16 protein-coding genes are annotated in these 15,240 nt (G+C 32.7%); all 16 read right to left on the bottom strand.

Features of this window, described 5'->3' with window-relative positions:
• Positions 1-14: 14 nt before the first annotated feature.
• The 16 genes from ACU68U_RS01645 to ACU68U_RS01570 all read right to left on the bottom strand — a co-directional run bounded on the left by ACU68U_RS01645 (position 15) and on the right by ACU68U_RS01570 (position 15,232).
• Entirely contained in the window at positions 15-2,504 is a 2,490-nt protein-coding gene (locus ACU68U_RS01645) for a VirB4-like conjugal transfer ATPase, CD1110 family (RefSeq protein WP_446762584.1), read from the bottom strand.
• On the bottom strand, positions 2,458-2,832 hold the full coding sequence (locus ACU68U_RS01640; protein ID WP_101540992.1) for a PrgI family protein: 375 nt from the start codon (positions 2,830-2,832) through the stop codon (positions 2,458-2,460). The genes ACU68U_RS01645 and ACU68U_RS01640 overlap by 47 nt, the downstream gene beginning before the upstream one ends.
• Positions 2,832-3,101 carry a hypothetical protein gene (locus ACU68U_RS01635; RefSeq protein WP_446762583.1) on the bottom strand — a complete coding sequence of 90 codons (270 nt, stop codon included), beginning with the start codon at positions 3,099-3,101 and terminating at the stop codon, positions 2,832-2,834. Before ACU68U_RS01635 ends, ACU68U_RS01640 begins: the two co-directional genes overlap by 1 nt.
• Before the next feature lie 32 nt (positions 3,102-3,133).
• Entirely contained in the window at positions 3,134-4,000 is an 867-nt protein-coding gene (locus ACU68U_RS01630; RefSeq protein WP_101540990.1) for a VirB6/TrbL-like conjugal transfer protein, CD1112 family, read from the bottom strand.
• 1 nt (position 4,001) lies between these two features.
• On the bottom strand, positions 4,002-4,217 hold the full coding sequence (locus tag ACU68U_RS01625; protein WP_002838961.1) for a Maff2 family mobile element protein: 216 nt from the start codon (positions 4,215-4,217) through the stop codon (positions 4,002-4,004).
• A 1-nt stretch (position 4,218) separates the two neighbouring features.
• Entirely contained in the window at positions 4,219-4,539 is a 321-nt protein-coding gene (locus ACU68U_RS01620; protein WP_026302338.1) for a hypothetical protein, read from the bottom strand.
• Positions 4,540-4,732: 193 nt separating this feature from the next.
• Positions 4,733-5,080 carry a type II toxin-antitoxin system RnlB family antitoxin gene (locus tag ACU68U_RS01615; RefSeq protein WP_019035353.1) on the bottom strand — a complete coding sequence of 116 codons (348 nt, stop codon included), beginning with the start codon at positions 5,078-5,080 and terminating at the stop codon, positions 4,733-4,735.
• A gap of 348 nt (positions 5,081-5,428) precedes the next feature.
• Positions 5,429-7,216: a VirD4-like conjugal transfer protein, CD1115 family gene (locus tag ACU68U_RS01610; protein ID WP_340412727.1), complete on the bottom strand. Its 1,788-nt coding sequence runs from the start codon at positions 7,214-7,216 to the stop codon at positions 5,429-5,431.
• A 37-nt stretch (positions 7,217-7,253) separates the two neighbouring features.
• Positions 7,254-7,748: a PcfB family protein gene (locus ACU68U_RS01605; protein ID WP_019035355.1), complete on the bottom strand. Its 495-nt coding sequence runs from the start codon at positions 7,746-7,748 to the stop codon at positions 7,254-7,256.
• Positions 7,730-8,617, bottom strand: coding sequence for an ATP-binding protein (locus tag ACU68U_RS01600; protein WP_019035356.1), 888 nt, complete (start codon positions 8,615-8,617; stop codon positions 7,730-7,732). The genes ACU68U_RS01605 and ACU68U_RS01600 overlap by 19 nt, the downstream gene beginning before the upstream one ends.
• A gap of 33 nt (positions 8,618-8,650) precedes the next feature.
• A complete protein-coding gene (locus tag ACU68U_RS01595) occupies positions 8,651-9,661 on the bottom strand; it encodes a replication initiator protein A (protein WP_019035357.1) in 1,011 nt (336 codons plus the stop codon).
• 182 nt (positions 9,662-9,843) lie between these two features.
• Positions 9,844-11,349 (bottom strand): lysine--tRNA ligase, encoded by a 1,506-nt coding sequence (lysS, locus tag ACU68U_RS01590; RefSeq protein WP_446762582.1) that lies wholly within the window; start codon positions 11,347-11,349, stop codon positions 9,844-9,846.
• A 2-nt stretch (positions 11,350-11,351) separates the two neighbouring features.
• A complete protein-coding gene (gene greA / locus ACU68U_RS01585; protein WP_094207265.1) occupies positions 11,352-11,831 on the bottom strand; it encodes a transcription elongation factor GreA in 480 nt (159 codons plus the stop codon).
• A gap of 83 nt (positions 11,832-11,914) precedes the next feature.
• Positions 11,915-12,847, bottom strand: coding sequence for a tRNA dihydrouridine synthase DusB (gene dusB, locus ACU68U_RS01580; RefSeq protein WP_154254617.1), 933 nt, complete (start codon positions 12,845-12,847; stop codon positions 11,915-11,917).
• On the bottom strand, positions 12,840-13,628 hold the full coding sequence (locus tag ACU68U_RS01575) for a type III pantothenate kinase (protein ID WP_094207267.1): 789 nt from the start codon (positions 13,626-13,628) through the stop codon (positions 12,840-12,842). The genes dusB and ACU68U_RS01575 overlap by 8 nt, the downstream gene beginning before the upstream one ends.
• Before the next feature lie 5 nt (positions 13,629-13,633).
• Positions 13,634-15,232 (bottom strand): CTP synthase, encoded by a 1,599-nt coding sequence (locus ACU68U_RS01570; protein ID WP_094203794.1) that lies wholly within the window; start codon positions 15,230-15,232, stop codon positions 13,634-13,636.
• Positions 15,233-15,240: the final 8 nt, after the last annotated feature.

Genomic DNA, 15,240 nt, shown 5'->3' with positions numbered 1-15,240 from the left:
AAATTTCCTCCTTCCTAATCTTCTTTTAGTTCTTCTGGCTTTGTGGTCATTAAGCGGTAAAGTTTTGTATCTTTTGGAAACCTGTCTACAAAGGGAACAATGGTATTACCATAGAAAAGTAAGCCTTCCCCTTCATTAGAGTTGGTCACATAGGATAGTTGATGAAGGGAGATATTTAACTTGTCTGCTAGTATTTCCCTATCCCCTCCTGCCTGATTTAGCATTAAAATAAAGTCTGTATTGTCAAATATATTTTCAATTTCCGCACTAGCCAGAAGATCCTTAACGTTTTGAGTTAAGCCTGTTGGCATTCCTCCCCATTTACGGAATCGCTTCCAAATTTCAACAGAGTAGCTGGCTGTTTGTTCTTCACGTAAAAGCAAATGGAATTCATCGCAGTAGTACCTGGTTTCCTTCTTATTTCTATTGATAGTCACCCTGTTCCAAACTTGGTCCTGAACTATCAGCATCCCTATTTTTCTAAGTTGCTTTCCTAATTCCTTAATGTCATAACAAAGGATACGGTTTGAGGTGTCTACATTGGTTCTATGGTTAAAAACATTTAAACTTCCTTTTACATAGATTTCCATTTCTACCGCTAACTTTGCCCCTACCTTTTCCTTTTGCTCTTTTAATAGATTGTAAAGGTCTTCTAAAATTGGCATGTTTTCGGGAACAGGGTCTTTAAAGTATTTCTCATAGAGAATGGGTAGACACCTATCTATAACCGATGTTTCCTCTGCACTTAAGCCCTCTTTTCCAACAACCAACTCAAAAAGAGATAGTATAAAGTCCGACTTTAGGGATAAGGGATTATCTTCATCGGCATAGTCTGCGTTAATATCTAGGGGATTAATATAGTCTTTACTGGTAGGAGATATCTTTATTACTTCTCCCCCTAATGCCTTGGTTAAATTTCCATACTCTGACTCCGGATCACAGATAATAATGTCATCTCCTGTAATGAGAAATGCATTGGTTATTTCTCGCTTGGCAGAAAAAGACTTTCCTGAACCCGGCGTTCCCAGGATAAGGCCATTGGGGTTTTTTAACAGCTTCCTGTCCGCCATAATAATATTTCTACTTAAGGCATTTAAGCCATAATATAGGCTTTCCCCACCTAAACAGAGCTCTTCTGTGGTAAAGGGAATAAAAACAGCGGTAGAGCTAGTTGTCAGACCTCTATTTATCTCAATCAAATTATGCCCCAAAGGCAAACTACTCATTAGTCCCTGCTCTTGCCTATAATTTAGATTCTTAAGAACGCAATTGTGTCTTCCTGCTACGGAATTCAGTTGAAAAAGAATATTTTTCAATTTCTTTTTACTCTTTTCCATATTCAAAAATAATATACTGACCACAAACATCCTTTCATTATGGTTTTGCAGTTCCACCAAGAGCTTTTTTGCATCGTTCCCGTAAGTTACAAGGTCTGATGGTAATATATCCATATCATATCCTGCACGGATCGCCTTCTTGTTTTCTTCTATTTTCATTTTGTCTAAGTCTGTAATTTTTCTTTTAATCATCTTAATGGCTTCCGTTTGGTCAATGGAGTTAATGTGAAAACTAACGACCATGTTTTCTTCAACGCTTAAAAACTCCGCCAGCATTCGGTCGGATAATTCAGGGGCTAAGATTTGAAGAAAATTAACTTCTCCCGTATAAGGGCCAATGTTAAATTCGTTGATCTTAGAAAAATTGAAGGAAGAAGGGGCTATATAGTCCTTGGTAGAAAGACCGGAATGTTTTAAGTCATCAAAGCTAAAAACAAATTTTTCCTCACTATTTAAAAGGTCGTGTATAAGCTTTAATCTTTCATAACCGTTTAATACATAGGCCTTGACCCCAAACTTTTTGAAATTATTTAGAAGGTCTATTTCCATTCTTTCAAGTCTTAATTTTCCCTCTCTTAAATCTCCAGCTTCTAGCGTAAAGGTAAGATACATATTCTTACTAAGTCCACGATTGCCCTTCTGACTTTGTTGTCTAAGCATTTGGCTATATTCCTGTCTGATTTCATTAAAGCCATCTTTTCTTTGAGGAATAAAAATATTCTTTTCTACCTCTTCATTTTTTCCTATGTGATTAATATAGGAAAACTGAATGTCCACATTGGGATCAAAATAGTTTAAAAAGTCTGAGAATTGGTTGAAGATGGCTTCCTTATCCTCTTCCGTTGAAAGCTGGTAGTTAATATCATAGAAACGAATGGTCTTATTAAATTTGTTGACATCAATTTGACAGATTCCATCTTTTAACATTCTCAGGTAGGGTAATGATTCCTGTACTGTCTTTTTTCTTTTTTTCCTGTACGAAAAAAGGGAGAACTTCTTTTTTTCGTCTCCCTTTTCCCTTGCTCCATGTTTTAACTTGGTTTTTGATTTTTCTCTATTGATTTTGTTTTGTGTCTTGCGTATATTTCTTAAATCTTCTTTTTGTTTTTTTAAAGACTCTTTATTTTGTAAGAGTTTTTTCCTTTGCTTTTTTTCGTTTTTGTTCAATTTTTCCTCCTTTCGTTCTAAGGTCATAGATGCAGTCTGTCTGATAGATGCGGATACTGGCATGTCTTTTTTTCTCTAAATAATATTTAATGTACTTTTCTAAATAGAGTCCATCTTTTTCATAAAGAGTGGAAAAGATGATAGGAAAAGCTACTGTTATCATGAGTAACATAGAAAAATCATTAGGAAGGAATTTTCTCGACAGTAAATACACAGGAAACCCTATAGCTCCCGCTAAGGCAAAGCCGATAAGCTGTCTTTTTGTCAGGTTTAGGGCAATCTTAGTTTTTACCTTTGTTAGATCTTTAGGAACGGATACATAAGCCATTAGATCTCTCCTTCTTCCTCTTCCAAATTAAAACATACAGCAAAAGCCAGCTCTTCAGCTGTAGAGTCTTCCAAATCTTCAAATAAGGGTTTTAAGTAGGAGACTTCCTTTTCTTTGCTATCTGCTAGTCTTTTCAATTCCTTGTGTTTCTTTCTTTCAGTATAAAGATAGCCTGCGTAGGCTAAGGGTAAGCTAAGGCAAGCAATAACTTTTGAAATATTGTTTTGTTTACATGGGTACTTCTTTCTTTTGTTTTTTAACTTAATCATAAATTTTCCTTTCTTATTTGTTGGTACGCTTTTTAATGGGCGTTTAAAATACTCTTAGCCATAGAGCCTGACTTCATCATAGTGATACCTAAAATGAGGGTATAGCCTAAGAGTTCAAAAATACTTTTGTGAATATCTGTTATATTAAGAGTTTTTACTAAAACCGCATATATGCCTACACATATTAAAAGAAATAGGCCTTGGAGTCCTAAGGCAAAAAGTCCCTTTATATAATTAGTCCCAATACTACCCCATTCCTTGTTTCCCATAGTTGCAAAGGGAATAGCGCATACGGAGGAGTAGATATAGATTTCTATCATTCTGCCGTAAAGTATAACGGTAATTAAAATAGATATGGCTTGGATGACTAATTTAACAATAGCAGTTTCAATGGCAATCACTAGCAATTGTCCTATGTTCTGACTTTCCTTTAAAACTTCCACCATTTTATTTATATCTCCTGGTGATACTTTAGCTGTTATATTGACTACTCCTGCCGCTTTTCCTATTAAGCTCTGGGCCACATCAAAAACAGCCATAGAAAAATCAAAAGCATGAGATACTAACCAAACTGCAATCCACATCTTAATTACATACTTAAAAAAATCAAAGGTATCTACTTCATGCAAGTTGTTCTTGTTCATTACCGTTTGAATCAGTTCTATGCATAAAACCGCCGTTATAATAAGGGCGGCTATGGGAAGTATGACATTTTCTGAAATGGACTTTATAAAGGTAAAAACTTCCGAGTTCCAAGCACTCGGAGTTTTACCTACTTCAGCTCCAATGGTTGCTACTTTATCATTGATGTCTAAAAGCATTCCACTTAAATTTTCTTTTATCACATCAATGAGCATTTCGGAGAAAAACTCTTTGATTTTATCAAAGATATTAAACATTTTATTTCAAGACGTTAGCTAACAGTGGAATGAGTTTAAGACCAATTAGCACAATCCCTCCGCCTGCCATAAGTTGTTTGATACCTTGAGATTTTGCACCAGGGTTGTCATTACCATACCCCTCCATCAAGTTGATAACGCCCCAAGCTCCTAATCCCGCACCGATGGCGGTAACTAATATTTTTAAAACATTAACTGCCTGTGTAAAAAATTCCATATTATTCCTCCTGATTATCTTCTATTTTTTCTTTTTCAATTTTGTTAACATGCTTTACAATAAAGTTTTTGAAAATCTTTTCTTCTTTTTTCACTTCTTTAAAATAGCCAAAGACATGAATATACTCTCCGCTTTCAAAATCTCTAACAAGATCTGTCTTATCTCCATATAAATTGCAATAAATATATTCCTTTTTCTTATCTTTGTTCTTACGTACAATGGTGAAATTGGCAAAGGGAACTTCTCCTTCTTTGCTTTCAATGACACCAAATTTAATTTCTCCAACTACATTTCCATTAATATTGAGCATTTCTTTTTCCATAACTTCTCCTTTTTCTATTTTTTCTTCTTTTGACAATGAAAAAAGGACACCTATTTATTAGATGTCCTGATACTATAACTATTTACTTTTTTAAGGAGAGTCTCGTTCGTGGTATATTTTCATACGATCCTCCTATTTTGGGCAAAAAAATTCACCTAAAATTTTTATTTTCTTTAGGTGTACTTCTTGTTATTTAATATGTTGCTAATAATTCTTTTTGAGAGTTTGCCAAAATTGAATTTTTTAACCATACTGGTTCTTTTTTTATTATAGAGTTTGCAATTTTTAATATATCTTTATTAACCTCAGAGTAGGAATAATTATTTAAATTTAAGCTTCCATCTTTATTAACCTCTATCTCTATAAATCTGTAGCTATTTATTCCTGAAACTAAGGCAGTGTCAACTAAAATTTTGCCTCTAAATGTAGAAAGAAGTTTTATTTCTTTTAAGCAGGCAGAAATTTTTTCTCTATAATCTAATAAAGTTATGATTTTTTTATAGCCTGAAATATTTAAGTCATTTATTAAATATTTTTCCATAAAAACCTCCTCTCCAAATTATTTGTAGTTTCAATCCATTATTCATTCTCTATTAGGATGTAAAGTTAATCTAAAACATACATTTATCATGCCTTATTTTAGATTAACTATCCTATTTTTTTATTTAGCAACATGTATTTTAAATTTAAATTTTAAATATTTCTTACACACTTCTTGATTCTTTATAATTTTTTCACTTTTACTACTAAAAATCAAATGACCCGACTTGGTCCGCATTGTTAAGAGGCGTGTCGGGTGCTGTCGATATTATCGACAGGATAGAGCATTTTTTGTCAAGGCTTATCCTTTAGTTTTTTGTTATTTTATTAGTTCTGATACTATTATAGTTTAAGCCTCTAAAAGTTCAACAACCATATCGCTTCTAAGTCTTACCTCGTCTTTTCTCTTAAGATATTTTTCTACGTCAAATGCATTTCTTTTGTCATGGTCTTCTAACAACTTATAGTTTTTATGTTTTGTAATATCAAACTTGTCTGAAAGAAAAGGCCTTACTCCTCTTAATTGTAATATACATTTTCCACCATCCATTACTGTTATTTCATCTTGACTCATTAAATCTTTGCCTGTCTTCTGATAGTTTAATCCATAGGAGTTTTGGTTAGATCTTGTTTCTGATGTGTTGTATAAGTCTATGGTCTCTTTTCCTAGGGTTTCAGAGAGTTCCTTTAAGGTAGTCTTTTCTTTTCCTCCAAGAAATAAGGTGGAATCACAATTGCCTGATATGGTATCCGCATGGTCTCTATAATTCGCTTTAAGCTGAGATTGGGCTTGAAGTACAATACAAGCTGAGATTTCCCTACTTCTGATGGTGGCTATGAGCTTTTCAAATTTTGGTATTTGACCTATATTGGAAAATTCGTCCAACAGGCACCTGACATGAATGGGTAGTCTGCCACCATATACATCATCTGCTCTATCGCATAGAAGGTTAAATAACTGAGAATACATCATGGCTACGACAAAGTTAAAAGTGTCATCGGTGTCGGATATGATAACAAAGAGTGCTGTTTTTCGATCTCCTAGCATATCTAACTCTAATTCATCTTCACTCATTAGGTTTCTTAATTCCTCTATATCAAAGGGAGCAAGTCTTGCACCACAGCTAATAAGGATGGATTTTGCAGTTTTTCCAGCTGCTAGCTTATATTTCTTATATTGCTTAACTGCAAAGTGGTTGGGCTTCTCTTTTTCCAAGGCTTCAAACATATAGTCTACAGCATTTTTAAAATTTTCATCCTCTTCCCTAACTTCACTGGCATCAATCATGGCAAGAAGGGTAGTAAAGTTTTGTTCTTCCTTAGGCGCTTCGTAATAAATATAGCCAATAAGGGCTGTATAATAGAGTTTCTCGGCTTTCACCCAAAAATCCTCAGTAGACTTTTCCCCTTCTCCCTTAGTATTTGCAATGATTGTCTGAACTAATTTTAATATATCTTTTTCAGACCTTAGATAGGCAAAGGGATTATATTTCATGGACTTTTTGAAGTTTATGGTGTTAAGAACTTTTATTGAATAGTTATTTCGCTCTAGCATCTTACCACATTCTATGATTAAGGTTCCCTTTGGATCAGTAACAACATAGCTACTATGCATCTGCATTAAGTTTGGTTTGATAAAAAACCTCGTCTTACCAGAACCTGACCCTCCTATAACAAGGACGTTTTTATTTCTAGCATATTTTGGATTTTTTGGTCTGCTATTCATAGTCAAAGTTTCTGTCTGTGTCAATATTATATTATTTTTAAAGTCTTTATCTATATAGGGTTCTATGTCCTTTGCCGTTCCCCATCTTGCAGATCCATATTCTTTTCCTTCTCTAAACTTTTTGACATTCTTTTTCTTTTGCCATAGGATAAGCTTAATAGTCAAACTTAACCCTAAACCGACTGTTAAGTCCCTTAATTTAAGTGAAGGCAATAAGCTTATCGTATCTATTTCAGAAATAGCCATCATTATTCTATCTAGAACGTCTCCTCCAATGTAGGAGTTAATATGATGTGAAAAAATATTGCCAAAATAGAAGAATACGAGATAAGGTAGGTTTTCTAATACAAACTTCTTCTTGTCTCGTATTTTAAAAATATTTTTCAAATCTTTTATTATATTTTCCAGTATTTTCGTAAGATTACCTGCCTTTCTTTTTTCTCTCAAGCTATAAGGAGTGTTCTTGGTGTTTATGTTTTACCTTATCCTTATCAAGACTAGCTTTGACTTTTTCTTTGAAGTTATTAAGCTTTTCTATGACTGATTCCCTTCCCTTATCCTTATTCATAAATTTGTTTACCGTACTTTTAAAGGCTTGCTCCATGACTTTTTCGTCCTTGGCTTGAAAAAAGATGATGTTGTTGCCTGAGAATAAATCTTTCTTTATGCTAAATTTTACGCCATAATGATTTAATTCTTTTTTTAAATTCTTTAAGTCAATATCATTTAATTCTAAGGTTTCAACCTTTCCTTTTTTCACTAAGTCTTTAACTTTGACTTTTTTAAATTTACTTAATAAACCTTCTTTTTCTTGTGTGGATTTTGATTTACCCTTTCTTCCTTCTAACAGTTTTTTCATTAGTTTGATTAATTGTTCGGCTGTAATTTTGCCGCCTTGCTTTACTATGGCTATCACTCTTGAATTTACTTCTTCATTTTGCATATCTCACCTTCCTTTAAAAGTTCATAGATGAGGTTTGATTTGTCTTTCATCTTTTTGATTCGTCTGTTTTTTCCTGTAAAGATAATGGGACTTGCCATTTCCAATATTCTTGAATAAATTCTTTTTTCTCTTACTCCTATAGGATTAGTTAATTGAGAGATATTTAAGTTTGTCGTTATAATTAGAGGTTTCCCTACCCTATACCTCGCGTCAATAATATTGAAGATATGTTCATAGGCAAAGTCTGTGGTCCTCTCCATGCCAAAATCATCAATGATGAGGAGTTTTTTCTCATTTAAGCTATTGATATATTTGCCCTTATTTATATCGAAATTGGTCATATCGTTTAGAATACTTGTGAAATTTGTCATTTTAACAGATATACACTGGTCTATAAGTCCGTTGGCTATGGTTGCCGCTAAATGCGTCTTTCCACAGCCTACATCCCCTGTTAATATTAGACCTAAATTATTTTTATAGACTTCCTCAAATTTATCCACATAGTTTTCTGCTATATCTCTGTGTTCAGAATCCCTATCCATGTTTTCAAATCTCGCTTTAAGGAAAATACTGTCTTCGAAGCAAGATCGCCTTAGTTCATTAATTCTCAACATCTGCTGATATTTTCTTCTAGCTTCTTTTTCTTCTCTTTCTTTTTCTTGCATACACTTGCAGGATATATGAACTTTTTTCTTGTCTCCCATAAAGTCAATAAGTTTTTCTTTTGCAGTATGACAATGACCACAGGTTAAAAGATTGGTTTTCTCATCTACATAGTCTAAGGATTCTTCCATATCTTTTTCTTTGCTTATATTGTCTTTGCCTCTTTTAGTTATTACTTCGCCTAATAAAGCGCTTATATTTTCCATAAAAACCTCCTTCCTAGCTTTTTTTAATCGTTTTTAAGACTTATTTAAAAACTCCTTCCAAATTCTTGCGTCTTGGTCATATGTGATGTCATCTTGGCTGTCTGGTCTTTTTGAAACCCCCTCTAATTTTAGATTTTCATCTGCATTAAAGAGAATGGTTAACAGGTAGGCCTTTAGGCTCTTAATCTGCTTTTTAGGGACTTTATTGAGGTAATCTAGAACATAGACTATATGCTTAAATTCTAAGTCTAAAAACTTTTCCTTTACTGTTTCATGGTTCACATAGATCCCATTTATTTTTAAAGGATTTTTATTTATCAATAAATCTGTTACAAGAGAGAGAATTAAATCAATTCTTCCTTCTTCATTGGGATAGGTGGTTATTAATTTCTCATAAGAAATATTATCTTTGATTTTTTCTTTTAAATCCTCCTCCCTATTTCTTTTTAACTCTTCTATAGGTTTATCTTTCGAGAAGATGGAGGTGGTATTATTAAAATCAGTATTACTATAATCAGTCTTATTAATATTAGTATTATTACCTTGTGATTTTAACAATTCTTGTTTTGTGTTATTCATCATTCCTGAATTGTGATTTTCACTATTCTTGAATTGTGATTTTAATAAGTCTGGTTTTGTGATTTTTTCTGGTGAACTTTCAGTTGTTTTTTCTATTCCATTAATTATGAAGTTTTTTACATAGAGAATATTAGGCTTACCCAATCCTAGTCTTTTCTTTTCCACTAGACCAATTCCTTTTTTCTCATCTAACTCTTGAAGTATTTTTGTGGCTTTTTGCGTTCCACAGCCAAAAGTTTCTGCAATTTCCTCAATAGGATAAACGATATATACTCTATTTTTTTCATCAAGCCATTTATTCTTCATAGATAGATTCATTCGGTCTAAAAGTATGCCATAAAGAACTTTTGCATCTACAGATAATTTTTTAAATACCTTGTCAGTAAATAGAATTTTGGGAATCCTAAAAAAAGTAAATTGGTCAGCTTCTTTGCCATAGTAGTAATCAAAGCTTATCTTTTCCACCACTTCCCTCCCTTCTTTTTGTAAATGAAAAAGAGATAGCTATTACACTATCTCTTTCGTCCCTTTCTCGAAATATGCAGTTTTTTATTCATGCATGAAATCTTCAAATATTCTCTTTTAAAGTATTATTGACTATTATCAAGTACTGTTGATGTCAATTTTGTTGTCTTTTTGTTGTCTTTTTATTCTTCATCATCCAAAGATGGTTGAATTTTCTGGTTTTCAGCACCTATGGGCTTCATTGTTGGGAACAACATTATATCTCTTATAGATTCGTTGTTAGTTAACATCATTATAAGTCTATCAACACCAATTCCCAAACCGCCTGTTGGTGGAAGTCCTACTTCTAATGCATTCAAGAAATCATAATCCATCATTTGAGCTTCGTCATCGCCATTCTCTCTAGCTTCAACTTGCTTTAAGAATCTTTCTTTTTGATCTATTGGGTTGTTCAATTCGCTAAATGCGTTTGCGATTTCTTTTGTACATACAAATGCTTCAAATCTGTGAGTATATCTTTCATCATCTGGATTTCTCTTAGCCAATGGACTTACTTCAACTGGATGACCCAATACAAATGTTGGTTGAACTAATTTTTCTTCGCAGAAATGTTCGAAACATTCGTTGATAATTTCGCCACGTGACATATTGTCTGAGATTTCAACATTGTTTGCTTTGGCAACTTCACGAGCTTGTTCATCTGTTTCAATTTCATCAAAATTTATGTCTGCGTATTCTTTTATTGCATCAACCATTGTTATTCTTTTCCATGGTGGTGTAAAGTCTATTTCTGTTTCTCCAAATTGAGCCTTCATAGATCCATTAACTTTTTCACAAACAAAAGCAACTAATTGTTCTGTGATATCCATCATATCATTGTAGTCAGCGTAAGCTTGATACAATTCTATTGCCGTATATTCTGGGTTGTGAGTGTGATCCATTCCTTCATTTCTGAACATTCTGCCCATTTCATAAACTTTGTCGAATCCACCTACAATTAATCTCTTTAGGTATAATTCGTTTGCTATACGCAAATACATATCGATATCCAATGTGTTATGGTGAGTTATAAAAGGTCTAGCATTTGCTCCACCAGCTATTGTGTTCAAAATTGGAGTATCAACTTCTAAGAATCCTCTTGTATCCAAAAATTCTCTGATTGCTGAAATAATTTTAGATCTTTTTATGAATGTATCTTTGATTTCAGGATTCATAATTAAATCCACATATCTTTGTCTATATCTCAAATCCGGATCTTTTAGTCCGTGCCATTTTTCAGGTAATATTTGTAATGATTTAGATAATAAATCTACAGTTTTTGTTCTAATGGATACTTCTCCGCTTTGTGTTTTGAAGATACATCCTTCTACACCAACGATATCTCCGATATCCATATTTTTTACTTTTGCATAATTTTCTTCGCCTAATTCATTTACTTTATTAAATAATTGAATTCTACCAACAGAATCTTGTAAGTCCATGAAGTTAACTTTTCCATGTCCTCTTTTACTCATAATTCTTCCGGCGATTTTAACTTCTTTTCCGTCAAATTCGTCAAAGTTATTTAGGATTTCTTTTGTATTATTAGCATTGTCAAATTTTTCATGAACGTATGGATTTTCATTTGCATCTAATAATTCTTGTAACTTTTGTCTACGAATTTGTAGCATTTCGTTTAAATTTTCCATTTTTATCCTTTCTTTACAGTTAATACCTTTAATTCTACGATTCCACCCGGTGTTTCAACTGTAGTAGTGTCACCAACTTTTAGATTTAACAGAGCTTTTCCTGTTGGTGATTCATTTGAAATTCTACCTTCAAAAGGATCAGCTTCTGCTGTTCCTACTATTTTATATGTCATTTCTTTGTTTGACTTTAAATTTTTGTAAGTTACTGTTGAGCCCACAGTCACAACGTCTTTTTGATTTTCGTCATCTTTAATAACTTTTGCATATAATAGCAAGTTTTCAAGATAGTTAATCCTTTCTTCTACTTGCGCTTGTTCATTCTTAGCTTCATCATATTCTGCGTTTTCAGAAAGGTCGCCAAATCCTCTAGCAACTTTAATTTTTTCAGCTATTTCTGTTCTGCGAGTAGTCTTTAAAAACTCAAGTTCTTCTTTGTGTTGATCTAATCCTTCTTGAGTTAATAAAAATTCTTTATCTGCCATAATCTATTCTCCTTATTTTAACCATATATTCTAAAATTATATAACAAAAGGCATAATTGTCAAGTTTTTAGTATATGATTAAACTATTCATTTTTAAATTCATCTAGTATTTTGTATATTTCAACAAGGTCTGTCAATTGATTGATTTTGTTCTTAACTTTATTAGAATTTCTAAATCCTTTCAGATACCATTGAATGTGCTTTCTCATTTCCAAAATCGCACGTTTTTCTTCGTAAAATTCCAATTTCAATTGCATGTGTTTTTTTATTGTGTCGATAACTTCTTCTTTAGTTTTGATTTCATCATCACTAAAAATAAATGGATTTTGCATTGCACCTCTTGCCAACAAAACTCCATCGCAATTTGAGTATTCCATATTTTTTCTAATGTCTTCTTTTGTAAAACAATCGCCATTGCCAAATACAGGTATGTCTACATTTTCCACTAATCTTTTTATATGAGACCAATCAGCTTCTCCTGAATAAAACATTTTTCTTGTCCTAGCGTGAAGTGTAATATAATCTACTTTCAATCTCTCACAAATTTGTCCAAGCTGCATGTAATTCATGGAATTTTCATCGATTCCAAGTCTGAATTTTACAGAAACTGGCAAATCAGTGTTGTTCTTACAAGCTCTGATAACATCTTCCGCTAAGTTCAAATCTCCCATTAAAGCTGAGCCGTCACCGTTTTTGAAAATTTTCGGTGCAGGACATCCCATATTTATATCAATTGATTTGAAATTGTAATTTTCAGTCAGAAATCTAGTTGCATATGCAATGATTTCTGGTTCGTGTCCAAATATTTGAACAGATGTATTGTTCTCTCTTGGATCTGTATCTAAAAGTTTTTTAGTTTTCTTGTCATCATAGTAAAGTGCTTTGGCACTTATCATTTCTGTAAAGCACAACCCCGCTCCCAATTCTCCACAGATTATTCGAAATGGAATATCTGTAACTCCAGCTAATGGTGCCAAAAACAAATTACTATTTAAGTTCAATTTTTCTTTAATCATTTCTGTTTAAATCGTTAATAATTTTTAAACCGTCCAAAGTGATTAGTTTGTCAATAATTGTAATGTACTTTGATTGTTTTGCAATCAAATAAGAAAAACCACCAGTTGCAATAATTGTAACTTCATCTTTTGTTTTGTGTTTTTCTTCTAGGATTTTTTCAATTATATAATCTATTAACCCTATAAATCCAAATACAACTCCAGATTGCATACTTTTTACGGTGCTATCTCCAATAACTTTATCCGGCATTTCTATTTCAATCTTTGGTAGTTTTGCAGTCTTCATAAATAATGCTTCTGATGAGATTGCAATCCCTGGAGCTATTGCTCCTCCCAAATATTCTTTATTTTCCGAAATATAATCAAAAGTAATCGCCGTTCCAATATCTACAATAATAACTGGAGTAGAATATTTTTTACAAGCACTTACTGCGTTGATTATTCTGTCTACACCGACCTCTTTTGGACTTGCGTATTTATTAACTATTCCCGTCTTTATATTTTCATCTACTATCAACGGTTCAATTCCCAAATATTTTTTTACTGCCTTTGGTATAGTTGGCATTAGATTTGGTACAACTGAACCAATAATAGCTTCTTTTATATCTGATTTTTTGACGTTTGAATATTCCAAAGCTTGTCTTAATGTTAGAGCGTATTCATCACTCGTTTTTCTCAAATCTGTAGATATTCTCCATTCAAAAATCAACTCATCATCTTTGAAAATACCCAAAACAATATTAGTATTTCCAATATCTATTACAAGTAAAATATCTTCCACCTTCTTTATTTGTTTTCAATGGATGCTTTTATGAATCCATCGAATAAAGGATGAATTTTGTTAGGTCTTGATTTGAATTCCGGATGGAATTGGCAACCTAAGAAGAATTTATTTTGTGGTATTTCAAGCATTTCTACCAAGTTGTATTGGTCATTAATTCCTGAGAATACAACATTATTTTGTTCAAATTGTTCTCTGTAATCGTTGTTGAATTCATATCTGTGTCTGTGTCTTTCTTGTATGAATTCTTCACCGTACAATTCTTTTGCCAAAGATTTATCTTTCAAATGACACTCATAGTTACCAAGTCTTAATGTTCCACCTATATCTTCAATATCTCTTTGTTCTTTCATTAAACTTATTACAGGATTTTTGCAATCAGCAACAACTTCTGCTGTATTAGCATCAGCTAAACCAAGTATATTTCTAGCGATATCTATTGCTGCGATTTGCATTCCCAAACAAATTCCGAAATATGGCATATTGTTTTCACGACAATATTTTGAAGTTTCAACCATTCCTTCCATGCCTCTTCCACCAAATCCGCCTGGGACGATAATACCATTCAATCCTTCGAATGATTCTTTGATATTATCTTTATTTAATTCTTCTGAATTAATCCAACGAATGTTAACTTTGTGATTGTTTGCATACCCTGCATCTATCAAAGCTTGTTCTACAGAAAGATAAGCATCGTGAAGTTCTGTGTATTTTCCAACTAAACCGATATTTACAGTTTCAGTTGCTTTTCTGTAGTTTTCAATCATTTTTCTCCATTTTCCATCTTCTTCACCTTTGGATTTTAGTTTCATTTTTCTCATGATATATTTATCCAAATTTTGTTCTTGGAATTTCAATGGAACTTCGTAGATAAAGTCAACATTAAATGATTGAATAATAGCCTCAACTGGAACATCACAGAATAATGAGATTTTTTCTTTTAATTCATCTGTAACTATTCCTTCACTTCTAAGGATTATTACATTTGTTTTAATTCCCAAACTCATCAATTCTTTATAAGAATGTTGTGTTGGTTTTGTTTTTAGTTCATTGCTTCCAGGAATTGTTGGAACCAAAGTTGTATGAATGAATAATACATCTTCTTTTTCATTTTCAGCGTGGATTTGTCTAATTGCTTCCAAGAATGGCAATGATTCAATATCTCCAACAGTTCCGCCAATTTCAGTTATAACAATATCTGCTTGAGATTCTTCAGCTGCTTTATACACCGCTTTTTTTATTTCATCAGTAATATGTGGAATAACTTGTACAGTTTTACCGTTGTAATCTCCACGTCTTTCTTTTTTGATAACGTCGTTGTAGACTTTCCCTGTAGTAATGTTAGATCTTTGAGTTAATTCTTCGTTAATAAATCTTTCATAATGGCCTAAATCTAGGTCAGTTTCTGCTCCGTCTTTTGTTACAAAAACTTCTCCATGTTGATAAGGACTCATAGTACCTGGATCTATGTTCAAGTACGGGTCAAATTTTTGCATAAACACAGAAATGCCTCTATCTTTTAGCATTCTACCAATACTTGCACCGCTGATTCCCTTACCTATACCAGAGACAACTCCTCCAGTAATAAAAATAAATTTACTCATTACTCCTC

This window comes from Finegoldia sp. P3-F-LR (assembly GCF_052932165.1).
The sequence above is the reverse complement of the archived record's forward strand: the minus strand, read 5'-3'. Positions and strand labels throughout refer to the sequence as shown.